Source organism: Chryseobacterium soldanellicola (assembly GCF_900100115.1).
GTDB lineage: Bacteria > Bacteroidota > Bacteroidia > Flavobacteriales > Weeksellaceae > Chryseobacterium > Chryseobacterium soldanellicola.
Genome location: NZ_FNKL01000001.1, coordinates 879,385 through 905,542 on the forward strand (window position 1 = coordinate 879,385; position 26,158 = coordinate 905,542).

A 26,158-nucleotide genomic window follows, 5' to 3' on the forward strand; every position below is an offset into this window, starting at 1 on the left:
AATGGATAGAAAGAAATTCATTCAATCCGGTTTACTTGCTGTCGGAGGCTTTTATTTTCTAAACTCTCCTCTTATCAAGGCAATCGAACCGAAGATAAGAGAAAAATATGACCGTAAGGAAATTGAGGTTCCGATTATCATTATTGGCTCGGGATATGGCGGTGCCGTTTCTGCGTTACGACTTTGTGAAGCCGGAAAAAAGGTTATTATGCTTGAAATGGGTCTGAACTGGGGAAAATCTGAAATCCCTTATTCTAATTTATTAAAACCTGGGAAAAGTGCTGCATGGCTCAGAAAAAAAACCATCGCCCCGTTTATGAATCTCTTCAGCCTTACCCCATTCACCGGAGCATTAGACAGAATGGAGTTTGAAAATATCAACATCTGGATGGGGCGAGGGGTAGGTGGCGGCTCTCTTGTTAATGGTGGTATGGCTGTTACTCCTAAAGAAAGCTATTTCAAGGAAGTTTTTCCTCAACTCGATTCAGAAAAATTTTATACTGTTTATTTTCCTTTAGCCAGAAAAGAATTGAAAGTAAATGTTATCAATGAGGAATTTCTTAAAACCTGTCCGTTCTACAAATTTACAAGAATTGGTGAGGAAGAAGCTCACAAAGCCGGCTTCAAAACCATGAGAGTTCCCAATGTTTATGATTTTAATTATATGGAGCGTGAATATAAAAATGAGGTTCCCAGATCGGCTTTTAATACAGAAGTTATTTACGGGAACAATCACGGAAAAAACAGCATCGACAAGACGTATCTTCAAAAAGCGCTGGATACGGGAAATCTGGAAATTCTTGATCTTCATCATGCAGACCATATCAGGATGAATGATGATAAAACGTATTCATTAAACGTCAATCAAATTGATACTTCCGGAAATATGGTAACGGGAAAAATATTCCATTGCAAAAAGCTTATTCTCGCAGCAGGAACTATGGGAACCTTACAGCTTCTTTTGCGTTCTAATGCTGTAAATAATTTTCCTCTACACGAAAACGTAGGAAAAAACTGGGGTAACAACGGAAACTTTATGACGGGAAGAAATTTTGTGAATACATTACATGGAGGCACCGGATCTCAGCAGTCTACAATTCCGGTTGCGGGTGTTGACAACTGGGATGATCCCGAGCATCCTTTTTTTACGGAAATCGCACCTTTACCAATGGGAATGGATGTTGCAACAGCACTTTATCTTCAAATCAACAGGGTTGAAAAGAAAGGTTCTGTCTCTTATGCGAACAATAAGCTTGTCGTAAACTGGGATGAAAGCAATACAAAAAAAATGAAGGAAAATGCAGACTATTTTATAAAAAAAATGAATAAAGCCAATGGTGGAACAAGGGCTCATCTGCTCTTTAACAATGGGTTTGGAGCTAATATTTGCTATCATCCGCTCGGTGGCTGTGTCCTCAATGAGGCAACAAATGAATTTGGAAAACTAAAACAGCATGAAAATTTATTTGTGCTGGACGGCTCTCTTATTCCCGGGACGATCGGTGTAAATCCCTTTGTAACCATCACCGCAATTGCCGAATATTGCATTGAAAATTTAATTATTCAAAATGAATTTTCCAACATTTAAGCTAAAAAAAGCTCCATATTACAATGGAGCTTTACATTTTATATATATGATTCCGAGATTTTAACTCTGTAAATATCTGAAGAGTTTCTTTTGATAGATCCTACAAAAAAACCGCCCTCTTCGGAAATAACTTCCTTTAAATCAAAGCTTTTACAGTCTTTCGGAAGCCCTGAAAACACCAGGGTAAACCAAAAGTCCCTCATAAACGGCACGGCTGTCCAGTTTGGAGAAATGGTAATATTTTCAGCATGAATCAATTTACTTTTATGATCAGACTGATTATCAAAAAGATAGGTTGTCCGCCAGATTCTGATCAGATTTCCTAAAAATGGCGATGCAGGAAAACAACAATGCACGATCACCTGCTTTTCTTCCTCAATTTTGGTCTGAAGGGATTCCAGCAGTTCTTTTACAATGATTGGTTTTACAAGTGTATCTGACATAGTTTTGTTGTCAATGGTGAATTGTCAATTATTTTGCAAATATCAATTTTAAAATTTACAATTAACAATTCACTTTTTTAATATTCAAGTTTTAATTTTTCTTTTGTGTAATTTCTTATTTTTTCTGTAAGCTCGGGATGATCGGCAAGCTTTTGGCCGTAAGAAGGCACCATTTCCAATAATTTATCCTTCCATTCTCCGTTGAGCTTTTCAGGGAAACATCTTTCCAGAACGTTCAGCATGGCATAAACAGCCGTTGAAGCACCCGGAGAAGCGCCTAATAACGACGCAATCGTTCCGCTTTTATTGACAACAACTTCAGTTCCGAATTCTAATTTTCCGCCTTCTTTTTCATCTTTTTTAATGACCTGCACTCTCTGTCCGGCAACTTTCAATTCCCAATCCTCTTCTTTAGCATCTTTTACAAACTCTCTTAAATGCTGTATTCTTTGCGCTTTTGTCATCGCAACCTGCTGAATCAGATATTTCGTTAATGGAATATTATGCCACCAGGCTCCGAATAATGATTTTAAGTTTTTTGTATTAACGCTTTCAGGCAAATCGAGATAGCTTCCTTCTTTTAAAAATTTAGTTGAAAAACCTGCAAACGGGCCGAAAAGAAGCGCTTTTTCGCCATCAATAATTCTTAAATCCAGATGGGGGACAGACATTGGCGGTGCATCTACCGTTGCCTGGGTGTACACTTTTGCCTGATGTTTTGCCACCAATTCCTGATTGCGGGTCACCAGCCATTCTCCGGAAACCGGAAAGCCGCCATATCCTTCACTTTCTTTGATATCCGAACTGTCGAGCAACGGAAGCGCATAACCACCTGCTCCGATGAAGACAAAATCTGCCACAACCTCTTGTTTATGACTGTGGATTCTGTCTTTTACCTTCATTTCCCATTCCCCGTTTTCTCGGGGATCAATATCTTTTACTTCATGATACAGAAAAACCTCAACATTAGAATCTTCCAGTAAATGTCTTCCCATTTTTCTTGTCAGAGTTCCGAAATTTACGTCCGTTCCCATGTCCATTTTGGTGGCAGCCATTACTTCGGACTGATTTCTTTTGCTCATGACCAAGGGAATCCATTCTCTTAATTTATCGTGATCTGTAGAAAATTCCATGCCTTTGAACATGACGGATTCTGACATTTTATCATGCCTTTTTCTCAAATATTCAGCATCTTTTTCACCAAATACCAAACTCATGTGAGGACAGGAATTAATAAAATCTTTGGGTTCACTTATATATCCTTTCGTCAGTAAATAGGACCAGAACTGTTTTGAAATCTCAAATTGTTCTGCAATGCTTTCCGCTTTTGAAATATCGATAGTTCCGTCGGGTTTTTCGGGAGTGTAATTTAATTCACAAAAAGCTGAGTGGCCTGTTCCTGCATTGTTCCATGCGGCGGTACTTTCTTTAGCAAATCTTCCAAGCCTTTCAAAAATCGCGATTTCTAGATTGGGATCAAATTCATGAAGTAATGTTGCTAAAGTGGCACTCATTATCCCACCTCCTATCAGTACGACGTCATATTTAGGTTTTGGTGTTCTGCTAATAAGCGATTGTGACATAATTTTTTAATTTTATTATATCAAAGTTCGTGAAAAGTTTTAAGAATAAAAATCTGTTTAACGATTTTAACAGGTTAAATTTTAGTGAAACTTAAAGTTTTGATTATGCTAAAAAATAGGATAGAATTTATCGATTTTGATTAATTGAAAGATTGATTTAAATTTTAAACCATTAAGGATAATTAAGGTTTTAAGATGATTAAGAAGATGCTTCGACTCCGCTCAGCATGACATCGCTATAAATTAACCGCTAATAAAACGAATAGTATTAAAAATGTCATGCTGAGCGGAGTCGAAGCATTTTTATTTAATGTTAAAATATTTAAATCTATCTTAATTCAATTTGGCAGTCAGCTTTTTAAATTGTTTTTCTGCATTTTTTCCTTCATATAAAATCCCGTAAATCGTATCGATAATCGGAAGCTTTAATCCTTTCTGCTTTGATGTTTTATAAATAGAATCTGCGGCATAATATCCTTCTGCAATCATATTCATAGACTGAATTGCAGATTTTACGGTATATCCTTTTCCGATAAGGTTTCCTAAGCTTCGGTTTCTGGAGAACAATGAATAAGCGGTTACGAGTAAATCTCCCAAATAAGCACTTTCATTAACATCTCTCGGCGCTTCATAGATGGCTTCCAGGAAAGTTTCCATTTCACGGATAGCGTTTGAGACAAAAACAGCTGTAAAGTTGTCACCATATCCCAATCCGCTTGCAATCCCGGCTCCGATCGCAAAAATATTTTTTAAAATAGCGCTGTATTCGTTTCCTAAAATATCTTTACTTGAGTGGACCTTAATAAAATCGGAATTAAAAATATCAACCAACTTCTGAGAGGTTTCATCTTCCACCGTTGCCACCGTAAGATATGAAAGCCTTTCCATAGCAACTTCCTCGGCGTGACACGGCCCTGCAATTACGGCCTGGTTTCTAAAGCCGATTTTAAATTCATCTCTTAAATAATGTGCCACGACATCATTCACTTTAGGAATGATCCCTTTGATCGCAGAAACGAAAATTTTGTCTTTATATTCACAATTCATTTTATCCAACGTATCGGAAAGATAAATGGACGGTGTTGCCAAAACCACAATATCGCAAGCGGTTACCAATTCGTTGACATCGGTTGTAAGCTTTAAATTTTTAAGATTAAAATTGACTGCCGTAAGATACGTCGGGTTGTGCCCGCGAAGTTCAATAGCTCCTTTTACGAACTCATTTCTTACGCACCAGTGCACGACTTTACAGTTTTCAACAAGCATTTTCACAATTGCTGTTGCAAAACTTCCACTTCCTACTACTCCAACAGAAACGTCATTTTTGGCCTTTTTAGCATTTGAAGATTCTGAATTTGTTTTCTTTTTCGCCATAATTGAAATGTGAACTGCAAATATATTAAAACAAAGATTGAGGAAGACTTTTAATCATATGATAAAAGCCATTTTTAGAAAAAATTAACACTCTGAGACAATTAAATATCTAATCCTCCGTTAAATACAGAAATAACTAAAGTTTTGTTAAAAATAAGTCCTAAAACATATTTTTAATTAAATTTGCAAGCTTAAAACCGTTTTGAATACTAAGTAAGAAGAAAATGAAGAAATTTCTAAGCAGCAAAAGGAACGTAAACATCCTCTTGGGAGGGCTTTTATCAGTAGTTTTTGCACAAGGCGTTTTCATTGCCAAACTATTTTCGGAGAGAGATGACAAAACCTATGAAGTCAATCTGGTAAAAATTAACACTCAAAAAGACAGTGTAGATTATTTAAAGATGAAAACTGATCTCGGAATGGTAGATCAGACTGTGGCTCAGCTTAATTCATTTTTAAAATCAAAGAATATTGCAAGTTCTCAACTGCAGGTTTTAAGTAAAGACAGCATTTCCAATTCGGTATATCTTGCCAAACAATCCAACAGATACAGCCAGTATTTAATGGATCTTCAGAAAAAATTAATGGAAGTTCCGCTGGGAATGCCTACAGACGGCTATATTTCATCAAATTTCGGGATCAGAAAAAATCCTATTCCTTTTAAAACCGTTTATGCTTCCGTAAAAACCGGTGCAGCCACAGAATCAAAACCCGCCACTGTTGCCGCCGCAAAGCCTGAAGTAAAAGCAGAACCTGTGGAAAAAATTATTGAAGTGACCGACAGCTACGGAAATAAAAGGGAAGTAAAAGTAATGGTAACTCCGAAAGCAACAAGTTCTCCGGTTGCCTCTGCTTCAGCAGCAACTTCTTCTAAAACCATTGCTGCAACAGGAAATAAAGTCGTTGCAGAAAAAAATAACCCACCTGCGGAAGCTGATCAGATGCAATTCCATAAAGGGCTGGATATTGCCGTTCCTTTTGGTTCTGATGTGATCGCAACTGCAGCAGGAACCGTAATTTTCTCCGGTCAAAAAGGAGGTTACGGAAACTGTGTTATCGTTTCTCACGGAAATGGTCTTGCTACCCTTTACGGACATTTATCGCAACTGGTTGCGAAAGTGAATGATAAGGTAAAAGTAGGCCAGGTGATTGCAAAATCCGGAAATTCCGGGCGTTCTACAGGGCCTCATCTTCATTATGAGGTACACAAAAACAATACTCCGGTAAATCCGAAGCTGTTTATGAATTTATAAAGTAATTTAATTTGTATATTTAGTTAGGGCGGCACCTTCGGTGCCGCCCTAACTCTGTAAATTAATAAGAAAAAATTAGTATGCTGCTGTAAAACGCTCCCGGATGTGGTTATTCTGTTCCAGCTCGTCTACCAAAGCTACCGCAACATCTTCAACGGAAAGGATACTTCTGCCGTTTTCGTCAAAAACCGGATTTTCCAGTGCCGTTCTGTATTTTCCGGTTCTGATGCCTGCTGTTCCCTGATGCATTTCGATGGCGGGGCTGAAGAACGTCCAGTCTAATGTTTTATTTTCTTTGATTTTGTTTAAATAATCTCTTGCTGCCGTTGCTCCTGCTTTATATTCTGCCGGAAAATCCGGACTGTCAACCAATTGATTTCCGTCAATAAAAAGACTTCCTGCTCCACCAACTGTAATAAATCTTTTTACGCCTGAATTTTCAACAGCTTTTTCAATATTCTGCGAACCGTTTAGAAAATCATTATACAAATCAGGATTCGTCCAGCCTGCATTAAAAGCGCTGATCACGGCATCATTTCCCTTCAAGCTCTCAGCTAAGTCTTCAACATTATTGACATCTACACTTTTTGCCGTTACTTTTTCATTTTTCTGAACTTTAGAGGCATCCCTTACAATCGCTTCTACTTCATATCCTCTGTTTGTCAATTCTTTTACTACTTGTGTTCCCACAAAACCTGTCGCACCGATTACTGCTACTTTTTTCATATTTTTAATTTAATTTAATTGTAATAAAATTTGTTACATTTATAGATAAATTTTTTATTCAAACTGATCCGTAAATTCTTTAAGTGTTTTATTTCCTAAAAAATTTGCTACCAATTTATCTGTTTCTATGAATAGATTATTTAAATGATCATTAATATCTCTGCCAACAGTACAAATAGGATTAGGATTTTGATTTTTTTTCCCTAAAACATCTGTATTTTTGACTGCAGAATAAATTTCAGAGATCGTAATTGAATCTGCATTTCTGGAAAGCTGACTTCCGCCTTCTTTTCCCTGTCTGCTTATAATTAAACCCGCTTCTCTCAGCACACTTAATTCTTTACGAACAACCGCGGGATTTATATTGATGCTACCCGCCATCCACTCTGAAGTGAGCCATTCGTGCGGACTTTTCGCCAATAAGGTCATAATATGTACTGCCGTAGCAAATCTTGTATTATTCATCGTAATTACATTGCAAAGATAGATAAATTTTTAAATGTAACAAATTTTATTACATTTAAATTTTTCAAATCCAACATTTGTATTTCTGTAGGAATCTGAACAAGAAATTCCTAAGGAATGACAAAAATGGTGTGTTGCTATTTCATTAAAAAAAAATTTACCCGAAATCAGGTAAATTTTTAAATTATATATAAGTTAAAACTTATTTAATTATTTATAACTATTTGATATCCAACAGCTCCACAATAAAAACAAGCGTGCTGTTTGGTCCGATTTCTTTGCTCACTTCCTGTTCTCCATATGCTAAATGTGGTGGAATAATCAATCTCCATTTGCTTCCCACAGGCATTAATTGCAATGCTTCTGTCCATCCTTTAATCACTTTATTTAAAGGGAAGGAAGCCGGTGTACCTCTTTTTACAGAGCTGTCGAAAACTTTTCCTGCAATGGTAGTTCCGTGATAATGGCATTTTACCACAGATTTAGGGCCTGGTTTTTCACCGTCGCCTTCTGTGATGATCTCATATTGCAAACCGCTTGGCAGCTGCACCACACTTTCTCTTTTGCCATATTCTTCCATGTATTCCTTGCCATCCTTAAGGTTTTTCTCAGCAAGCTCTTTTTTACGTTTAAATAACAAATCTGCTACTCCCATAATTGATTTTTTTACAAAGATAAGTTTTTGGGGCGTGAAGTCAGAAATTGGGAGACGGAAGTTTTTCGTTAAAATAATTATCACTAAAATTATTTCTGAACCTTTTCAGCTCATTTAATAAATTCATTTCCAAATTGTTATATTAAAGTTTTTATTATCTCATTTTGTGCTTATAAATAATTTCAAATATCATTAATACTGAGTTAATAGCATTTCGGAAACTTGGCGTTATAATTGAATTTAAAAACTAAATGCCAAATCCATTAAAATATAATAAGAAATTCGATAAGCTGACTGACGAGGAAAAAGAACTCCTTGAAATCAATAAACAAAGCATTGCAGATTTTGTTGAGCAGTCACCTTCCGTGAGTGATGTCAATTACGCAACCCGAAATGCTCACGCAAAAACATACGCCATTGCAAAAGGCGAATTTTTAATCGATAAAAACGTTCCCGAAGAATTACAGCAATTTTTTGATAAGGAGAAATATGATTTGATGATCCGGTTTTCCAACGCACATCTGAAAATTAATAAAACAAAGAAAGACGTTCCTGCTTATGGCTTCTCGGTGAAAATTAAGGATGAAACAGGAGATCTTATCGCCAATTATCCTTTGGTGAACTTTCCTTTGTTTCCGATTAATTCCGTAAGTGTTTTTCTGAAATTATTTACATCGATCAATCGGTTTTTTATCAAAAAATGGAGCTCTTTTTCTTTAATGATGCAAATTGTAAAGGTCATTCCTTCAACATTTACAGGCTCATTTTTAAAGAATATGGTCAAGCTCTGGAGCAAGAGAAACGATTTTTTACTTTCTTTCGATTATCATTCTGTCGGAGCTTACCGGTTGGGAGAAAATATGATCAAAATAAAAATAAGTCCGAAATCTGTAAATAAAAATTTTGGGAAGAAATTAAAGGTTAAAGATGCTCTCGAAAATTATTTAAACACTAATGATTTTACTGCGGATGTTTTTATACAAATCTGTTACAATTTACAGGACCAGCCCATCAACAGGCTCAATGTAGAATGGAAAAATTCGCCATTTATAAAAATCGGAGAGATAAAAATCAATAAAAATTCCCTTCTTGACCTTCACACGTGTGAGAACGAAATGCTTTCTTTTAACCCTTTTGAAAGTAAGCCATTTTTTCATCCCGTCGGAAAAATACAGAAATTGAGAGATGAAGCGTATAAAGTTTCTCTACAAACGAGGATGAAAATCAATAAGCTTTTGAAATATAGATAGTTTAAAGTTTTATGTTTCGAGTGCCAGGCGAATTATTTGCAGCAGACTGTCATTTCGACGAAAGTAGACTCGAATCTCTTCAAATTAGTATTTAATACTATGATTAGGTCCTTTCAGCATGACTAAAAGGTTGAATTGATTATGATAAATTGAAAAAACGACAAATACCCCTAGCCCCGATTGGAATGACATCCTTTTTGGTTACGGGTTCCGCTTCGCTCCACCCGTAACCAAAAAGATATAGTGGAAAGCGGGAAAAAGCTTCAAATAAAAAAGGCTTTACGATTTGTAAAGCCTTTCTGTATTGAGGTTGATTTATTTTATTCTTCAATTTTTGCATCATCTTCCTTTTTATCCGGAAACATGATGGATAATATGACAGAAATTATCAATACTCCCCCCACAATTCCTAATGAAATGGGAGACGAAATGTGGATCCAAGGAGCAATTAACATTTTAATTCCTATAAAAGACAAAATAATTGCCAATCCGTAAGATAATTTGCTGAACATATGAATGAAATTCGCCAATAAAAAATACAATGATCTTAATCCTAAAATCGCAAAAATATTCGATGTATAAAGGATAAAAGGATCATCCGAAATCGCAAAAATAGCAGGAATAGAATCTACGGCGAAGAGAACATCGGTAAATTCAATTACTCCCACCACCACTAAAAGCGGTGTTGCCATTTTAATCCCGTTTTGAATGGTGAAGAATTTATCTCCATCATAGTTATCAGAAACTTTCCAGAAACTTTTAATTAATCTTGCGCCTGCTGTATCACTGTAATCTTCGTCATCATCACCGTCACCATCACCCCAGGATTTAATTCCGGCATATACCAGAAATAATCCGAAAAGCGCCATTACAATATTGATTTGAACTGTTTTACCGAAAATATTCATTTCAGGCAAATAGGTTAAATTAATCAATCCAACTCCTGCAAAAATAAAGATCGCACGGAAAATCAATGCTCCGATAATCCCCCAGAAAAGGACTTTATGGTGAAGATATTTTGGAACTTTGAAAAACCCGAAAACCAGGATAAATACAAATAAATTATCCACGGAAAGTGCTTTTTCGATCCAGTAAGCGGCCTGATACTGCGTGAATTTTTCCACTGCCAGCGCGTGACTTGCAGGGCTTCCATCTGTATTGAAAACCCAATACACCACCCCCGAGAATACCATAGACAGCGAGATCCAGACGATTGACCAGATGGTAGCTTCTTTGGAAGAAACCTCATGACTTTTTTTGTTGAAAACTCCCAAGTCGAGAAGCAACATGATAAGAACCGTTATTGCAAATCCCCATACCAAACCGGGATGCAGGTCTAAAATACTTTGATGTTTATCCACTTTTTTATGTGTTTTAATATGATAAAAAGCAATAACTGCATTTTATACAATTATTGCTGATTTATTTTTAATTTGAAAATCTATAATTAAATATTGTTCGGTTAATAAGTTTTAGCTGAAGCCAAATTTGAGACTTATTTATTCTGAAAAGAGCTAAAGCCCGTTTCTATTTAACGAACTGAACTTAATTTTATATTACAAATATTTTTGCTGAACTGTTTTAATCGTTTCTTCTAACTTTCTGTCAGCTGTAGGATCTCCGATCGCGTTGAATTTCCATTCTCCGTTTTTCTTATAGAAAACTCCCATCACCATAGCAACATGACCTTTAAAAGAGGCATCGTTGGCGATATCATATTTAGCAAAAACTTCCTTTACATTTTTTGGAGTTCCTTCATAAATACGGATAGATGCAAAAGGAATTGTTCCGAAATCCTGACCTCTGTAGCTATTTAAAACCATGGCAACGTGCTCTACATTAGCATCCAACTGGCTGAAATCTACGGTGATCACTTCATTGTCAAGACCGTCATCGCCGTCAACGTCGCCTGTTAAATCATCGCCGCTGTGCTTTACAGAACCGTTTTTAGATTTTAAGTTTCCGAAATAAATGACCTCAGTTGCATTTTTATTTGAATCATATAAAATACAGCTGCCGTCTAAATCTACCGCTTCTTTTTTTGCTCCTCCGAAGAAACTTTTTTTCTCAATTGCTCCCCAGTTGATTCCCACACAAGCTTGCGTAAGAGTTGTGCCGTTTTCCTTCGTCAGGTTAATTCTTTGACCTTTTTGTAAGTTAATAGCCATCTTTTTATGTTTAATTATTTGTTATATTTTGCAAATGTAAATTATGATTTTTGTTCACCGGGTTTCACCCCATGCTATTATTGTATCGCCCCTTCGGGGCTCAAGCTTTTTACATTTAATTATTTAAATTTAAATTCAACATAGCGCGAAGAATATTCGTTTCTTCATTCACGTCAAATATTTTACTCATAATATCAATACTTTCGAGATTTCGAAGATAGTCTTTTAAAACAGTTTCTACATCGTTTGGTAAGCTGCGTTTTCTTTCGTCGATGGTTTCTTCCAATGCTTCATTCTTTCTTTTCAGCTGGTTGATAATTGAAATCTGATTGGATTCGTTTTCTGAAGTATTTAAATAAGATAATTCATCATTAATTAAATACATTCTTTTTTCTTCAACATTAAATATAAAATGTTCATCAGACTGAAAAATCTTAAACAATTCATACTCATTCCTGTTGATGCGGAAACCACACACAAAACGGACTTTAAACTGATGTATATTCAGTTTTCCCAACAATTTTCTTTCGATCGAATAGTCCTGATATTGATAAGAAGGCACCGCATGAGCTTTTAATTTGGCTTCATCAGCTTCCGTTCTGTAAAATTCCGCTCCGTATCTTTTCTGAAAATACAGAACATCATTCCAATTCAGGGTAAATTTATCCTCCGTAAGATCTTTATACAGATTTCTCAAATGTTGGGAAAATATACCGCTGTAGATTTTCCTGTCCGTTTCAAAACTATCGACTTTCTTTTCTTCGAAAGCCTCAATGTATTGATTATTAATATTAATCTCGTTAATAACAGCCAACAGATCGTTTTCCTTTTTCTTTTTGATCTTGGTTAGCAGTTCTATCAGACTATCAGTGTATTGCAGATGAAAAAGCTCTAATTTATTGTAATCTAATGTCTTATTTTCTTCAAAAAGTTTATGTATAATATCAGTTTTAATGTAAATCGATATTATATCAACATTTTCAAAAAAATTCGAAAGAAGCTTAAGCTTTGTTAATCTCCTTTTGCTTTGTGACAGTATGCTTACAGCTTCATCATCCACCTTTGTACTCAGTTATTAACCTCTAATATTTGCTTTTAACTCGTGTTCCAATGTCTGTAAATCCTGATCCAGTTTTCTTCTGTTTTCCGTGCCCTGCTGTTGGATCTGTTTTACTTCATTCAACGTATTGATCAGCATATTGGTCGTTTCTCTCAATGTTTCAGCCGATACGATTGTCTGTTCGTTCGCTTTAGCAACATTGATTGAGTTTTGCCCTAAACGCTCTGCATTTTTTCTTAAAATTTCTTCTGTTGTAGAAGATACTTTTTGTTGAATTTCAATATTTTGCTGCTGTCTGTGCATCGCAACCGCCAGCGAAAGCTGATTTTTCCAAACCGGCAATGTCGTTGTCAAAATTGTCTGCGCTTTTTCGGCGATTGAAACGTTGTTGTTCTGTACCAATCTGATCTGCGGAAGAGACTGCATCATAATTAAACGAACGACCTTCAAATCCGCCATTCTTCGGTCTAATCTGTTGATGAAATCACGTTTGTCAGCAATCTGATAATCAGCATAATTCTGAACGTTGGTTTCCATCTGCGCTAATTCCTGACTTGCTTTTTCCATTCTTAAATTTCCTGCAATCACAAGATCTTCAATTTGTTTGATGGAATTTACATTGCTGTCAAAAATAGTCTGTAAAACAGCATTATCTTTAGAGGAAGTGATAATTCCTGCGTTTACTTTATGTGAAATCTGATCAATATTATTAACGATCTTGTCGTATTTAGCGAAAAGATTTTCCACCTGCGTCATTACCTTTTTCATAAAAGGTAATTTGCTCAAAAATCCTTTTACAGGGTTTCTGTTGTTGATTTCGTCAACATCTACATAGTTTAATTCGACCAATAAATTATTGATCATTTCTCCTACTTCCCCAGAATTTGACCTTCTTACATTTCCCAAGAAGCTGTCACTCTGATTGGCCAGTGTTTTTTGAAGATCAGCTCCGAAATTCACGATTGATCCCGGATTGGTTTCATCGATGGAATTGGCAAGAGCTTCATATTTCTGACGTTCTTCCACTTGCAGCTGGTTCAGGTTTACATTTCCGTCCCTGTCTACAAGAACTGCCGGAGCTGTATTTTGAACCGGCTGGCTCGGTTGAATTGGCTCGAATGTTTTAAGAGGCTCAATTTCCTGAAATGGATCGTTGGGTTGATTGGGTTGATTATCCATACTAAATTATTGATACATTGATACAAATTTCTCAAGACCGTCTCTTTGGCCGCTTCCTACAGCTTCGAACTTCCATTCTCCGTTTCTGTTGTAGATTCTTCCGAATTCTACCGCTGTTTCGATCGAGAAATCTTCGTCTAATTCATATTTTAAGATCTCTTCGTTCGTATCTGTGTTGAAAATTCTGATGAAAGAATTTCTTACCTGTCCGAAGTTTTGTTTTCTTGCTTCAGCATCGTGGATCGTTACCACCACTGTAATTTCCTTTATTGCAGCATCGATTTTAGTTAAATCAATTTTAATCTGCTCATCATCTCCGTCACCGTCACCTGTCAAATTATCACCTGAGTGAATCACTGACTTATCCGGCGACTCAAGATTGTTGTAAAAAATGAAGTGGTTATCTGAAACCAGCTTTTTGTTTTCTCCTAACAGAAACAAAGAAGCGTCTAGATCAAATCCCGTTCCTGTAGACGTGTTGTTGATGTCCCAACCTAAACCTACAGTGAATTTAGGGGCGTTTATATTTTCTCTTTGACCTTTTTGTAAGTTAATAGCCATAATATAATTCAGTTTGCGTTAATGTGTTAATATTATTTTCGTATTCTTTTATTAAATGATAATTGTTACTGATTGCAAGCTCCAGCAATTTATCCATATGCTGCTTTGTTACTTTAGACGTAAGATACTCAAAATTACTTGAATCCAGGCCTAAAATATATTTTACAATCCTTGTATTAAACTGGAAACTTGGTTTTATCATTACTTCTGCAACGTGTTCTACAGTTTTCACAGCATGATAATTAAAAAAGTTCTCAATTTTAGGATCAATGTCAAAATTCATCAATTCAGCGTAATACATGAATAAAAAGTCTGCTTTTACATTGAATTCATTCAAAATTTTATTCACTGTAAATTCATGGCTTCCGGTGATTTTAATATCGTCTATAAAAATACAAAGTTTTCCTCTTAAAAAATCTTTATCAAGATAATAAGTATCATTGGCAATCAGATTTTTACGGTCTTCAAAACTTAGATTTCCGTAATCTGTTGTGTAGGTATGATTTCTGTTAATTTTTGATAAAATACTGGATTTTTTTCCTTTTTGAAATAAATAAAAATCCAATTGCTTTTTAAAATAAAAACATAAAAAATTAGAAGCCGTCGGAATCGCCATGTACGGACTTGGCAAAACCACGATTTCTTTATTTGTATTTAAAATATCTTCGTGCTCAGAAATAAATCCTTCAAATAATTCTTTTGCGAATTTTTCGGCATACGACTTATCTCCGTACTTGAAATAGCTGTATTCTGCAGGCGAAAAAGTAAACTCCTCCGCCGAATGAATGTGATGTAGACTATACCTCTTATTCATATCAATTTAGTGTTTAAGTAAGTGTGCATTAAAACCAAAATCTTTTGCGCCTTTATAATCAGCGATCGGATTGTCACCGATATGCAAAATCTGATCCAACAGCATATCCTGATTTTTAATTCTGTTTTTTACCTCCTGAAAAATAAGAGGATTTGGTTTTGAGCAATTCAGCTCATCGGAATAAATATGAAAATCAATGTATTGATCAAGGTTTTCCCCAATCAGAAATTTTCTCATTGTTGTTCCTTTAATAAAACCTGTATTGCTTAAAATATTTATTGTCTTTCCCTGATTTTTAATTTCATCAAAAAACTGATGCAAATTTTCGAAAATCACAACGGGTTTGTATTCCAAAAATAATTCTTCGCTTTTTAAATAAAATTCATTTAGCTTTTCTTTGTTCAATTGTTTTAAATCAACATTTAAAGCACCTAAAATCAATAAATAAATCTCAAAAGTATCAACATTTCCGCCAATAACTTCATTAATGGTATTGCAAAGATCATCGTAATATTTTACAACTTTTGCAACTTCTTCAATCGGTTTTCTGACATCAAAAAATGAGGAGAACAGCTCAACTCTTTTTGCTTTAAATTCAGGGTGAGATTTTATTAAAGTAAGCCACAGATCAAAGGAAAAATGTGAGTGATTGTGGATGTCGATATCTGTTTTCAAAACGGTATAGTTAAAAGTTTTATTTAGCTTTTTTCTTGAAAAAGATTTTTAATGGTTCGTATTTATTATCATCAATTGTGCTTAAATTTTTCAATTCCTTTCAAAGATAAAATTTTTATGATAAATCCAAAGTGTTGGTACTTTGTTTTATGATATTTTATGATTTATTATTGATAAACGAATGAGAACGGAATTTCCTTTAATTGAAAAAATATAACTGACTGGGATTATAAGGTGAATAGTTAATGGTTAATAGTTAATGGTTAATCGTGAATGTTGAATGGTGAATTTTGAATTTTTAATCGTGAATTTCGTATTTTATATGATCCTTTTCTAAATCGGCCCTTCGGGACTACAAGTTCTCAGTCTCCAAATCTCTCAAACTCTGTGACTCTCCTACTTTTCAGGCACTACATTATACGTCGGGTCATCCTGAATATTCACTTCAATAACCGCTTCTGCATTTTTCAACATTTTTCGACAGTCTTCACTTAGATGTCTTAAATGTAATTTTTTATTCTCCTGAGCATACCTTTTTGATAATTTATCTAAAGCATCAATAGCGCTCATATCGACAATACGGCTTTCTTTAAAATCTATAATTACTTCACCAGGATCATTTGCAGGATCAAACTTATCTGTAAAAGCCGTCACGGAACCAAAAAATAATGGCCCAAAAATTTCGTAATATTTAATACCATTTTTATCAATATATTTTCTGGCACGAATTCTTTTCGCATTATCCCATGCAAAAACCAAGGCAGAAATGATAACGCCAACCAAAACAGCCAACGCCAGATTATGCAGAACAATGGTAATTAAAGCGACAGTCATTCCGACAAAAATATCTGATTTTGGCATTTTATTGACAATTCTAATCGAAACCCATTGAAAAGTACTGATAGCAACCATCATCATAACCCCAACCAACGCCGCCATCGGAATTTTTTCAATAAAAGGAGCTCCCACTAAAATGATGATTAAAATCATTAATGATGCAATAATTCCTGATAATCTGGCTCGTGAACCCGCATTTAAATTAACTAAAGTCTGCGCCACCATTGCACAACCTCCCATCCCGCCGAAAAAGCCGTTGGTGATATTGGCAATTCCCTGAGCAACAGATTCTTTGTTTGTATTTCCTTTTGAATTGGTAATTGCATCAACCATTGATAAAGTTAAAAGAGATTCAATCAATCCAACTCCGGCCATAATCATAGCATAAGGAAAAATAATCTGTAAAGTTTCCAAGGAAAAAGGAATTTTCGGTATATGAAAACTTGGCAGATTTCCACTGATATGCGCAATGTCTGCCACTGTTTTTGTATTAATTTTAAAACCCAAAACCACTGCAAAAACAATTAAAATAGCCACTAACGAAGCCGGAACAGCTTTTGTGATTTTAGGAAAAAAATAAACAACAGCAATCGTCAGAGCCGTCAAACCCAACATTATATATAAGGATGTACCCTGTAGCCAATTAACCATTCCATTTGCGCCAACAATTTTAAACTGCTCGACTTGAGCCATAAAAATGATGACTGCCAAGCCATTTAAAAAACCGTACATAACAGGTTGTGGAATTAGACGTACAAATTTACCAAGCTTAAAAACGCCGACCAATAATTGAAAAATACCCGCCAGAACAACCGTTGCGAAGAGATATTCTATTCCGTGAGATTTTATCAAAGCGATTAATACAACAATCGTAGCTCCCGCGCCGCCAGAAACCATTCCTGGCCGGCCACCTAAAACCGCAGTTACCAATCCCATCATAAACGCCGCATACAAGCCCGTTAACGGAGAAAGCCCGGCAAGAATCGCAAACGAAAGAGATTCCGGAATCATCGTCATCGCGACGGTAAAACCTGCAAGAAATTCGTTTTTATAATTTATTTTTTTCGAGAAATCGAATATTTTAAGAATATGCTCCATTTAGATTACTCCTACAGGAATTTAATGTTAAATGCAAAGGTATGGAGTTATGTAGTTTTATACAATTTAATTTTTTTCAACAATTATTGAAGAATATGTAATTAGAATTTTTTGTATTTAAGCAGAAAATAAATAATATTTATTTCACACAATCGCAGATTTATTGAGTTTAATTTAAACAAATATGGCTTTTTAACAAAACTTTTCAATTCTATTTTTTGTTTTAAATTTGGAATTTTCTATATTTGGAATCAATAAAAATTAATCATTTTATAATTTTTGACATTACTGCAAATAATTTTCAAATAATTATTGAAATGATCAATAAACTTATCTGATTAATAGAAATATCTATAGTATAAAATTACTCTAATTAACTCGGCATATATTTTGTCATTAAAAGAAGAATATACAGGTTAATCATTCAAATAGATTTATTTTTTTAATCAGTTTTTAATTTTGAAATAATTAACCCGTTATTTCCACTACAAATTAATTAATAAACACACTAAGGATTACATAATAAAAATGTTATACAAAGAAATACATATCGGACAATTTATTAAAGAAAGAGTTGACGAAAAGGGAATTGCGATAGAAAGAATCTGTAATTTTTTAAATCAGGACGAAGAAGCTGTTGAAAACACTTACAGCAGTAAATCAATAGACACAGAAGTACTCTTACGTTGGAGCAAGCTTTTGGAATATGACTTTTTCAGATTGTATAGCTCGCATCTTATTTTATATTCCCCACCTTCGGCTGTTAATAAAAATGCTCAGAAATCGGATAAAATTCCCTATTTCAGAAAAAATATTTATACCCAGGAAATCAAGGAATTTATTATCAAAAGAATACAGTCCGGAGAAATGACTCAAAATGATGTGGTAAGAGAATATTCCATCCCTAAAAGTACGCTTCACAGATGGTTGCAAAAAATTGATGACATTAATTAAAGCAATATCTTATGAGACCGAATTACGCCAAAATTTATCAGGATATGCTGAAAATGGAGCATCCTGAAAAGCTTAAAGATCCAAAAATAAAAGAGCTTTTAAAGAGTTTAAACACTACGGAGGACGTTTTAAATTTTAACGAAAAAATATTCAAGCAATCGAAAGAAAGCCTGAAAAACAATCAAAAACTAAAAACTTATGATAAAAAAACAATGCTTAAGCTACTACAGTACCAAAAAAAGCACGGCTTTTCTACCAGTCATATGTCGCGAAAATACAAAATAAGCAGAACTACAATTGCAAAATGGAAAAAAACATTTGAAGAAGAAATTGAAACAGAATCCGGTAAATAATTTACCGGATTTTTATTTTTAAAGTTTATTCTAATTTATCAATTATCAGAAATTGTTTTCTGACTCATATTAAACACCATATTTAAAAAATTCATTAATATTTCTCGTTATAAAACTAGGATTTATTAAAAAATTCAGCCACATTCAATGCAATTTAAATATAAATCCGGCAAACTCAGATACTAAAACAAATTTAAACAACTAATTGACAAGCACTTAAGCAAAAATAGTATATGAATGGTATGCTATTTTTTTTGTGTTTTGATGGAATATGCTTCTCTTTGCAGCAGTAAATCAAACAAATCATTTGAAGAAATAAATTAACACAAATGGTAAATAAGAAAAAAAATTAGCATTCAAATGAGATTTCAGATTGGTTTGACAAGTTGATTTGATAGATTTACTAAAAACACAAATGATGAAAAATTTACCGGGTAGTATTTTCCCTGATTTATCCGGTATTTTTTTAAACATGCAAGCAACAGCATTCCCCGAGCTTTTGCAATTTAATACACAATGATGAAATTAATAGTAGAAAGATTAAGTATCGGTCTACTATTTTTTATTTAAACATTAATTATTAAAATCTAACATTAATTATCTATTTTTAAAGTAAATTATTTTATATTTAATTATAAAATGATTAAATCACTAATAATATTGTGTATTTAAAAATAAGTATTCTATTTTTGTACTCATAAAATTTCAGACACAAGTCATAAAATAGCTTTAACGGGGCGAAAGTTACGCATGATTAAAAAAATTATTTTCAAAAATAGCTTACTGCTATTTACTTTCTTGATATCAAACTTTGCTGTTTGTCAAAAAAATCAGTTTTCAGATATTGATGACTTATTAAATGAATCATCAAAAAAATTCAAGCAACATAATGATATTGATGCTTTAAAATATGCACAAAAAGCTAATATTTTATCAAAAAAAACAGGAAATTCAGAAAGAATTGCAAAAAGTAATTATAGAATAGCAAGTTCTCTGGCATCATTATTATTACAAAAACAAAGTCTTTATTATATAGAAAAGGCTGAGAAAGAGCCTTATACAAAAAAAGACATCATTCTTCAAGCTTTGCTAAAAGAGATTAAGTCTTACAACTATTACACCTTAGAATTAAAATCACAGGGAAAAAAAGAGATGTCAGACATTTTGAGGCTTCTTTCTCAAAAAAAAGATACCGCTTCTTTAAGAGTTTTATTTCGAACTTACGGAAATATAGGCAACGTTTATTTTGATAACAATAAGCTTGATTCTGCTGATTTTTATTACAAATTAAGTATTAATTTAATAAAAGGTTTTCCTGAAAATGAAGTTACAAGAGAAATGTCTAACACATACATTGCTTTAGGTAACTTTCAATTAAAGAAAAAAAACAGTGATTCTGCATTATACTATTTTCAAAAAGCCTATGAAATAAATAAAAAGTATAATAAACCGGAAGAATTTTTATCTTTTTTAGTCTACGGAAATTATTATAAAGAGCAAAAGGAATATCTAAAAGCATTAAATTATTACTTTAAAGCATTGGAAAAAATGCAGAAAAATACTGTTTCAATACTGCCTCACAGAGATATCTACAGTTCTATAGCAGAATGTTACGGCTATCTGAACCAAAAAGATCTTCAAAAAAAGTATCAAGATTTATTTACTGAAAAAGAAAATAAAGCGCTCGCCGAAAAAAGTAAAAATATAGATTATGCTCTGAATAATATTTTGAACGATAAACAGGAAGAATATACAGAATTTCAACAAAGAAAATATGTTTGGATTTCTATAAGTATCTTATTATTATTAATAATATTCTTTTATTTTTATAAGCTTTTAAGAGAAAAACTGCAACATAAAGAATATATTCTTACCGAAATAAACAGTAATTTGGATGAAAAAGAAAAAATTATTACTGAAAAGCATATAGAAACAGAAGAATTACAATCAAAAGTAAACGATAACTATAATGAAATTATTGAATTAGCAAAAAATAATGATCCATTATTTTATCCTCGTTTTCAGGAAATTTATCCGGATTTTCAAAAAAAATTAATGGAGATAAGTCCAACTTTAAGGACTTCAGAACTTATTTTATGTGCCTATACATTTTTAGGATTTACCATTAAGGATGTTGCAGATTATACATTTAAATCAATAAATACGATTCGAAACAGAAAACAAAATTTAAGAAAAAAATTCAACTTGCCGACTGAGCTAGATTTGGGAATTTGGTTAAGAAATTTAATTGAAAAGACGCGAGACAAATAAATATATAACTAAATATCAACAACTTAAACAAAGTAGTATATCAATGGTATGCTACTTTTTTTGTGTTTTCATGAAATTTGCTTCTCTTTGCATCAGTAAGTCAAACAAATCATTTGATGAAATTAATTAACACAAATGACGTAAAATGTAAAAATGAAAAACAAAGTAAAAACACAAATGATGACTATTCAAATGGTTTGTACGATTTACGCAAAACACAAATGATGAGAAAATATACTTAATAACATTGCCCCAAAAATGTATTCAGTATTTTTCTAAAAACACAAATGATGAAATTAATAGCGGTGAAATAATATCCATATTCGATATTACTTTTACTGCTATTATTTTTTTGTTTTTAAGTTTAAAAATTAAATACATAATTTATTTTCATAAAAATAAATCCATCAAAACAAAAAAATAAATTAAAATAGAAAATATTTGAATTATTTTTAAAATTAACGCCTTATTTTTGTTGTGTTAATATTTTTCAAATTAATATATTACAATAACTTTAAGGGGCAAAGTTAATATGAGTAAAACAACATTTTTTATTAGAAATAGCATTATTGGGTTATTTCTTTTATATTCAAATTTGGCAATCTGTCAAACTTCTTCAATAAAAGAAATTGATAATTTATTGCAAAAAGCTGAAAACAGCCGGAAGAAATTTAAAAATCTTGATCAATTAGATTATGCAAAAAAAGCCAGCGTTTTAGCAGAAAAATCAAATAATTCTCAAAAAATAGCTGAAAGTTACTGTAAAATTGCAGAAGCTCTGTTTTTCTTAGAGCTTCAAAAACAAAGTTTATCCTATATTAATAAGGCTTCTCAACAGCCTTATACCAAAACCAGCAAGCTTTTGCAGGCCCAACTTAAAGAAGTAAAGGCTTTCAATTATTACACGCTCGGTATGGTCTCACAATTCGACAGAGAATTACCTGCAATTACGCATCTTTTAAAGGGCCGAAATGATGAAACTTCACTTAAGTTACTTCAAAAAACTTATTTAAATATTGGTGCAAGCAAGCCGGATTCTGCATTATATTATTCAAAGCTTTGTTATGAGACATTAAAAAAAATACCTGAAAAAGATGTTCATTTAGAATTATCTGATCTTTATAAATATTTAGGAACGTATTTTCTCGAAAAAAAATCTGATTCTGCTTTATTCTACTTTAAAAAAAGTCTTTCTGTAAATCAGAAATATAAGGATCCTGTTCTTTTTCTCGATTATACAAAATTTGGAGATTATTACGCGGCAAAAAAGCAGTATCCTGAAGCAATTGACTATTACAAGAAGGCTATACAAAATATAAAGGAACAGTCGATCGCCCCGTATCATTTTGTGAATAATGAGCTTTACCAAAAAATTTCAGACCTATATGGAAAATCAGGTGATACGAAGCAACAAAAAGAGTATAAAAATAAATTTTCTGAGCTTCAAAAAAAATTAATTACCAAACAAGCCAAAAATGTAGACTATGCTCTTAATGTTATTTTAAAAGACAAAAATGATGAATTTATTACTACACAAAATAAAAATTACTTATTTATTTTAATTGGTATTATTATTCTTATAATCATCCTTTTTATAACGTATAGACTGTTGAGAAAAAATATACATCAGAAAGAAGCTGTTCTTAATGAAGCAAATACTGTTTTACAACAAAAAGATGAGCTTATTTCACAAAAAAATATGGAAACCACTGAGCTTCAACAAAAAGTAAATAATGCTTATGAGGAAGTTATAAAACTTGCAAAAGATAATGATCCTTCATTTTATTTCAGGTTTCAGGAGGTTTACCCTGAATTTCAGAAAAAATTAAGGGAAATCAATCCCAGTCTCAGAACATCCGAATTAATTCTTTGTGCATATACATTTTTGGGATTTACAATAAAAGACATTGCAGATTATACCTACAAATCTGTAAATACTATTCGTAACAGAAAACAAAACCTTAGGAAAAAGTTTAGCATTCCTACAGAGCAGAATATGGAATTTTGGTTAAATAATTTAATTAAGCCAAAATAACAATAAAATTTAAACAACTAGTTTTCAACAATTTAAACAAAAGTAGTATACAGATGGTATACTACTTTTTTTGTGTTTTCACGAAATTTGTTTCTCTTTGCTACAGTAATTCAAACAAATCATTTGATGAAATTAATTAACACAAATGATAAAAAAAGTAAAAATGAAACATACGTAAATGATGATTCAAATTGATTTGAAAGTTTTACTAAAACACAATGATAAAATAGGGTCTCCAGGTAGATTTGCCCCAATTTACCAGAGATCTCAAAGGAGGGAAAGTATCTGCAGAGTGCCCCAAATGTAGATACAGCCTAAACACACAATGATGAAGAATTAATAATTACAAGGTAATATTACATCCTTATTGCTTTGTTTATGTTATTAAAACTGAAGACTCTAAATTTTAGAGTCTTTTTTATTTTTATCAATCTTACTTTTTATTTCCTATTTTTAAAACAAACTACTAAAAATTAAACGATTAATCTTCAGTAAGTTACTTAAAACTAGTATATCAATGGTATGCCCGTTTTTTGGTTTATGCGGAGATTTTCGTTCTCTTTGCATCAGAAAATTTAAGTCAGGGGTTTTAGAGATTCAAACACAATGATGAAAAGTTTATTAAGAAATAACGCCCCTTATTTCTGATAAACAAAACACTAATAAGGAATATTGCAAAATTAATATAGAACCTGATTTAAATTTTACTAAAATGATAAATTTTTGATTTTGATAAGCTGAACGTTTTTCAATTTCAATGAAAGCACACGATGAAAAAAATTATTAAAGAAATGGCAATATTTTATTGTATTGCCTTTTCTTTTACTTTTTCAGTTCAAAATAGAACATTCAATTTTAATATTTTATAATAGGGTAAGGCGGTAAAGAGCAATTTATCGCCTTATTATTTTTTATTGCAGCTATTGGTAAAAGCTTTATATGCCTCGCCGGAGCTGGCAATAAGTCAAATTAATTTTATTCTGTTAATTAATATAAAAAATCAGTTTTTAAGCACCAATGCAGAATTTTCGCAATATTTTTCACGTCATCAACACCTCTGTGATGCGTTCCTTCAAGCTTAAGATTTAATTCGCTTAAAGCTCTCGCCATACCAACACTTTTTCTGACGCCCGGATGCAGTTCTCCGAACAAAGTTTTCACATTTATATGATCATCACTCAACGGATAATCGATGTTGAATTTTCTTGCCTGATTTTGAAGCATATTTACATCATAATTTCCGTAACTCGCCCAGGTCAGCTCTTCAGAATCGTATTCTGCTCTTAGGATATCCAATGCATCTTCCAGCAAAATGCCATCATCATCCAACATTTTTTGGGTAATTGAGGTTAATTCCGTGCAAAACGGACTTACTTTTGAGGATTGAGGTTTTACTAAAATCCCTTCATTTTGTGAAATTTTTCCGGTTTTAGCATCCATGATACAAACACCGATTTCGATGATTTCACTCTCCTGACCTTTTGGTGGGCGGTCATTCCAACATGTGGCCTCAAGATCTATAATTAATATTTTATCTGTTGTTTTCATTTTTTAATGTTTATTGTTTAGAATTTACTCCAGAATTTCTCTTAAAATCCTGGCAGCATTGTAAGCATCGTCTGCCCCGCTGTGGTGATTTCCTTCAAAATCCATATTGAAAAACTTCAGGGCTCTTTTCAAACCCATCATTTTATGAAGTCCGTTATAATTTTTGAACTGATTCATCACATTGATATAATTTTCTGAAAAAGGATTTTCAATTCCCAACCAATCACACTGCTCCATGATCTGCTCTTTATCAAAATTTCCGAATCCTGCCCAGGTAAGTGAAGTTGAATCGTACTCATCCCTGATTTTCTCACAGGCTTCTTCGAAATGAATTCCTTTTTCCTTTATAAGTTGCGGCGTAATTCCTGTAAGATCAGTACAAAATTTGCTGATTTTAGACCTTTCAGGAATAACGTAAATGCTCTGCTTTTTGGAGATTGCTTTTGTTGTTCTATTTAATTCGCAAATTCCGATTTCTATAATATCTACTTTTTGACCAGGTGGGATTCTGTCATTTTCCCAGCAAGTGGCTTCAAGGTCGACAATTAATATTTCGTTTGTTGTTTTCATTTTTTGTTATTCTTTTTAATACATTTATTCTTTTTCATTCATTTGCATTTTTGATTTAAGAAGAAAAGGAGAGAAATCCTGAAGAAATGCTGTAAAGCTTTTACAAAAATAAAAACATGGTCCGCAATCTATTTACGCAGTAAAAAACTCCTTTTACTTCTTCGTAAAAAATCGTAAAATTTAAGCCATTAATTTTCAAACATTTACACCATCATATCCGCACAATTGGAGCTTGCGAACGCATATGGCTTGACTCTAAATACATATCCCATCCCTAAAATATACCCCATTGCGTCTTTTAATGCAACATTAGATTTACAATCAGGATCGGTATTAATATCTGCGTGCACTTCCATTTCTACACCGTAAGTATCCAAAACAGAGCAGATTGCGTATGCGATTTCTACGGATTTATTCACTTCATTCAACATACGTTCTTTGATGCTGATGGTTTGTATTTCTTTTTGTTTTCTGATAAAGGCAAACGCTCCTTTTCCCTCACGAATACATACTACTGCCGTAGCATAGCTGATGGTATCACCATAAACATGGGAATCTGAGCCCACACATACTTTCAGCCGGTGCCCGTTGGCTTGTTCGCGAATGATGGCTTCTTCTACCAGCTCGGTGATAGAGCTTTGGAAAATTCTTCCTGTCATATTCTGCCATATTTGTTGTTGCGTTTCCATTTTTTTACA

24 protein-coding genes are annotated in these 26,158 nt (G+C 33.1%); 7 read left to right on the forward strand and 17 right to left on the reverse strand.

The window, feature by feature from the left end; genetic code table 11:
* Window position 1: 1 nt before the first annotated feature.
* The gene (locus BLT04_RS03835) at window positions 2-1,588 is read left to right on the forward strand and encodes a GMC family oxidoreductase N-terminal domain-containing protein (RefSeq protein WP_089753821.1); all 1,587 of its coding nucleotides are present in this window, start codon (window positions 2-4) and stop codon (window positions 1,586-1,588) included.
* Between the two features lie 38 nt (window positions 1,589-1,626).
* Here BLT04_RS03835 and BLT04_RS03840 read toward each other — a convergent pair whose 3' ends face one another.
* The 3 genes from BLT04_RS03840 to BLT04_RS03850 form a co-directional block, all read right to left on the reverse strand.
* Window positions 1,627-2,031: a hypothetical protein gene (locus tag BLT04_RS03840; protein WP_089753822.1), complete on the reverse strand. Its 405-nt coding sequence runs from the start codon at window positions 2,029-2,031 to the stop codon at window positions 1,627-1,629.
* A gap of 77 nt (window positions 2,032-2,108) precedes the next feature.
* Complete coding sequence (gene mqo, locus BLT04_RS03845) at window positions 2,109-3,614, reverse strand: malate dehydrogenase (quinone) (protein WP_089753824.1); 1,506 nt, start codon at window positions 3,612-3,614, stop codon at window positions 2,109-2,111.
* Window positions 3,615-3,947: 333 nt separating this feature from the next.
* Window positions 3,948-4,988 (reverse strand): NAD(P)H-dependent glycerol-3-phosphate dehydrogenase, encoded by a 1,041-nt coding sequence (locus tag BLT04_RS03850; RefSeq protein ID WP_089753826.1) that lies wholly within the window; start codon window positions 4,986-4,988, stop codon window positions 3,948-3,950.
* Window positions 4,989-5,212: 224 nt separating this feature from the next.
* Here BLT04_RS03850 and BLT04_RS03855 point away from each other — a divergent pair, with 224 nt between their 5' ends.
* Window positions 5,213-6,241, forward strand: a complete 1,029-nt coding sequence (locus BLT04_RS03855) for a M23 family metallopeptidase (RefSeq protein ID WP_089753828.1) — start codon at window positions 5,213-5,215, stop codon at window positions 6,239-6,241.
* A 75-nt stretch (window positions 6,242-6,316) separates the two neighbouring features.
* On the opposite strand, the gene BLT04_RS03860 is transcribed toward BLT04_RS03855, so the two are convergent.
* From BLT04_RS03860 to BLT04_RS03870, 3 genes are all read right to left on the reverse strand, one after another.
* Complete coding sequence (locus tag BLT04_RS03860) at window positions 6,317-6,967, reverse strand: NAD(P)-dependent oxidoreductase (protein WP_089753830.1); 651 nt, start codon at window positions 6,965-6,967, stop codon at window positions 6,317-6,319.
* A gap of 54 nt (window positions 6,968-7,021) precedes the next feature.
* The gene (locus BLT04_RS03865) at window positions 7,022-7,432 is read right to left on the reverse strand and encodes an Rrf2 family transcriptional regulator (protein WP_089753832.1); all 411 of its coding nucleotides are present in this window, start codon (window positions 7,430-7,432) and stop codon (window positions 7,022-7,024) included.
* A 220-nt stretch (window positions 7,433-7,652) separates the two neighbouring features.
* On the reverse strand, window positions 7,653-8,087 hold the full coding sequence (locus BLT04_RS03870; protein WP_089753835.1) for an FKBP-type peptidyl-prolyl cis-trans isomerase: 435 nt from the start codon (window positions 8,085-8,087) through the stop codon (window positions 7,653-7,655).
* A 251-nt stretch (window positions 8,088-8,338) separates the two neighbouring features.
* On the opposite strand from BLT04_RS03870, the gene BLT04_RS03875 reads away from it, so the two are divergent.
* Window positions 8,339-9,337 carry a catalase family protein gene (locus BLT04_RS03875; protein ID WP_089753838.1) on the forward strand — a complete coding sequence of 333 codons (999 nt, stop codon included), beginning with the start codon at window positions 8,339-8,341 and terminating at the stop codon, window positions 9,335-9,337.
* A 320-nt stretch (window positions 9,338-9,657) separates the two neighbouring features.
* On the opposite strand, the gene BLT04_RS03885 is transcribed toward BLT04_RS03875, so the two are convergent.
* The 8 genes from BLT04_RS03885 to BLT04_RS03920 form a co-directional block, all read right to left on the reverse strand.
* The gene (locus BLT04_RS03885; protein WP_089753842.1) at window positions 9,658-10,698 is read right to left on the reverse strand and encodes a TerC/Alx family metal homeostasis membrane protein; all 1,041 of its coding nucleotides are present in this window, start codon (window positions 10,696-10,698) and stop codon (window positions 9,658-9,660) included.
* Between the two features lie 195 nt (window positions 10,699-10,893).
* Window positions 10,894-11,505 (reverse strand): TerD family protein, encoded by a 612-nt coding sequence (locus BLT04_RS03890; RefSeq protein WP_089753844.1) that lies wholly within the window; start codon window positions 11,503-11,505, stop codon window positions 10,894-10,896.
* Window positions 11,506-11,620: 115 nt separating this feature from the next.
* Entirely contained in the window at window positions 11,621-12,565 is a 945-nt protein-coding gene (locus BLT04_RS03895) for a hypothetical protein (protein WP_089753846.1), read from the reverse strand.
* Between the two features lie 15 nt (window positions 12,566-12,580).
* The gene (locus BLT04_RS03900; RefSeq protein WP_170828421.1) at window positions 12,581-13,744 is read right to left on the reverse strand and encodes a toxic anion resistance protein; all 1,164 of its coding nucleotides are present in this window, start codon (window positions 13,742-13,744) and stop codon (window positions 12,581-12,583) included.
* A 6-nt stretch (window positions 13,745-13,750) separates the two neighbouring features.
* Window positions 13,751-14,305, reverse strand: a complete 555-nt coding sequence (locus BLT04_RS03905) for a TerD family protein (RefSeq protein ID WP_089753848.1) — start codon at window positions 14,303-14,305, stop codon at window positions 13,751-13,753.
* Complete coding sequence (locus BLT04_RS03910) at window positions 14,295-15,119, reverse strand: phosphoribosyltransferase family protein (RefSeq protein WP_089753850.1); 825 nt, start codon at window positions 15,117-15,119, stop codon at window positions 14,295-14,297. Before BLT04_RS03910 ends, BLT04_RS03905 begins: the two co-directional genes overlap by 11 nt.
* Window positions 15,120-15,125: 6 nt before the next feature.
* On the reverse strand, window positions 15,126-15,794 hold the full coding sequence (locus BLT04_RS03915) for an HAD family hydrolase (RefSeq protein WP_089753852.1): 669 nt from the start codon (window positions 15,792-15,794) through the stop codon (window positions 15,126-15,128).
* 396 nt (window positions 15,795-16,190) lie between these two features.
* Window positions 16,191-17,729, reverse strand: coding sequence for a SulP family inorganic anion transporter (locus BLT04_RS03920; protein WP_089753854.1), 1,539 nt, complete (start codon window positions 17,727-17,729; stop codon window positions 16,191-16,193).
* Between the two features lie 528 nt (window positions 17,730-18,257).
* Here BLT04_RS03920 and BLT04_RS03925 point away from each other — a divergent pair.
* The 4 genes from BLT04_RS03925 to BLT04_RS03940 all read left to right on the forward strand — a co-directional run bounded on the left by BLT04_RS03925 (window position 18,258) and on the right by BLT04_RS03940 (window position 23,342).
* Window positions 18,258-18,683: a helix-turn-helix domain-containing protein gene (locus tag BLT04_RS03925; protein ID WP_089753856.1), complete on the forward strand. Its 426-nt coding sequence runs from the start codon at window positions 18,258-18,260 to the stop codon at window positions 18,681-18,683.
* Window positions 18,684-18,694: 11 nt separating this feature from the next.
* A complete protein-coding gene (locus BLT04_RS03930; protein ID WP_089753858.1) occupies window positions 18,695-19,036 on the forward strand; it encodes a helix-turn-helix domain-containing protein in 342 nt (113 codons plus the stop codon).
* A 750-nt stretch (window positions 19,037-19,786) separates the two neighbouring features.
* On the forward strand, window positions 19,787-21,307 hold the full coding sequence (locus BLT04_RS03935; RefSeq protein WP_089753861.1) for a tetratricopeptide repeat protein: 1,521 nt from the start codon (window positions 19,787-19,789) through the stop codon (window positions 21,305-21,307).
* Window positions 21,308-21,902: 595 nt separating this feature from the next.
* Window positions 21,903-23,342: a tetratricopeptide repeat protein gene (locus BLT04_RS03940; RefSeq protein WP_139166208.1), complete on the forward strand. Its 1,440-nt coding sequence runs from the start codon at window positions 21,903-21,905 to the stop codon at window positions 23,340-23,342.
* Window positions 23,343-24,329: 987 nt separating this feature from the next.
* Here BLT04_RS03940 and BLT04_RS03945 read toward each other — a convergent pair.
* The 3 genes from BLT04_RS03945 to BLT04_RS03955 form a co-directional block, all read right to left on the reverse strand.
* Complete coding sequence (locus tag BLT04_RS03945) at window positions 24,330-24,890, reverse strand: 3'-5' exonuclease (protein WP_089753865.1); 561 nt, start codon at window positions 24,888-24,890, stop codon at window positions 24,330-24,332.
* A 24-nt stretch (window positions 24,891-24,914) separates the two neighbouring features.
* Window positions 24,915-25,460 carry a 3'-5' exonuclease gene (locus BLT04_RS03950; protein ID WP_089753866.1) on the reverse strand — a complete coding sequence of 182 codons (546 nt, stop codon included), beginning with the start codon at window positions 25,458-25,460 and terminating at the stop codon, window positions 24,915-24,917.
* A 203-nt stretch (window positions 25,461-25,663) separates the two neighbouring features.
* A complete protein-coding gene (locus BLT04_RS03955) occupies window positions 25,664-26,149 on the reverse strand; it encodes a ribonuclease H-like YkuK family protein (protein ID WP_089753868.1) in 486 nt (161 codons plus the stop codon).
* Window positions 26,150-26,158 lie beyond the last annotated feature (9 nt).

Coding starts and splice junctions, on each gene's coding strand:
- BLT04_RS03870 (WP_089753835.1), bottom strand. CDS start 8,087: ATGGGAGTAGCAGATTTGTTATTTAAACGTAAAAAAGAGCTTGCTGAG.
- BLT04_RS03865 (WP_089753832.1), bottom strand. CDS start 7,432: ATGAATAATACAAGATTTGCTACGGCAGTACATATTATGACCTTATTG.
- BLT04_RS03835 (WP_089753821.1), top strand. CDS start 2: ATGGATAGAAAGAAATTCATTCAATCCGGTTTACTTGCTGTCGGAGGC.
- BLT04_RS03900 (WP_170828421.1), bottom strand. CDS start 13,744: ATGGATAATCAACCCAATCAACCCAACGATCCATTTCAGGAAATTGAG.
- BLT04_RS03920 (WP_089753854.1), bottom strand. CDS start 17,729: ATGGAGCATATTCTTAAAATATTCGATTTCTCGAAAAAAATAAATTAT.
- BLT04_RS03860 (WP_089753830.1), bottom strand. CDS start 6,967: ATGAAAAAAGTAGCAGTAATCGGTGCGACAGGTTTTGTGGGAACACAA.
- BLT04_RS03855 (WP_089753828.1), top strand. CDS start 5,213: ATGAAGAAATTTCTAAGCAGCAAAAGGAACGTAAACATCCTCTTGGGA.
- BLT04_RS03935 (WP_089753861.1), top strand. CDS start 19,787: ATGATTAAAAAAATTATTTTCAAAAATAGCTTACTGCTATTTACTTTC.
- BLT04_RS03850 (WP_089753826.1), bottom strand. CDS start 4,988: ATGGCGAAAAAGAAAACAAATTCAGAATCTTCAAATGCTAAAAAGGCC.
- BLT04_RS03955 (WP_089753868.1), bottom strand. CDS start 26,149: ATGGAAACGCAACAACAAATATGGCAGAATATGACAGGAAGAATTTTC.
- BLT04_RS03890 (WP_089753844.1), bottom strand. CDS start 11,505: ATGGCTATTAACTTACAAAAAGGTCAAAGAATTAACCTGACGAAGGAA.
- BLT04_RS03840 (WP_089753822.1), bottom strand. CDS start 2,031: ATGTCAGATACACTTGTAAAACCAATCATTGTAAAAGAACTGCTGGAA.
- BLT04_RS03925 (WP_089753856.1), top strand. CDS start 18,258: ATGTTATACAAAGAAATACATATCGGACAATTTATTAAAGAAAGAGTT.
- BLT04_RS03945 (WP_089753865.1), bottom strand. CDS start 24,890: ATGAAAACAACAGATAAAATATTAATTATAGATCTTGAGGCCACATGT.
- BLT04_RS03930 (WP_089753858.1), top strand. CDS start 18,695: ATGAGACCGAATTACGCCAAAATTTATCAGGATATGCTGAAAATGGAG.
- BLT04_RS03875 (WP_089753838.1), top strand. CDS start 8,339: ATGCCAAATCCATTAAAATATAATAAGAAATTCGATAAGCTGACTGAC.
- BLT04_RS03950 (WP_089753866.1), bottom strand. CDS start 25,460: ATGAAAACAACAAACGAAATATTAATTGTCGACCTTGAAGCCACTTGC.
- mqo (WP_089753824.1), bottom strand. CDS start 3,614: ATGTCACAATCGCTTATTAGCAGAACACCAAAACCTAAATATGACGTC.
- BLT04_RS03905 (WP_089753848.1), bottom strand. CDS start 14,305: ATGGCTATTAACTTACAAAAAGGTCAAAGAGAAAATATAAACGCCCCT.
- BLT04_RS03910 (WP_089753850.1), bottom strand. CDS start 15,119: ATGAATAAGAGGTATAGTCTACATCACATTCATTCGGCGGAGGAGTTT.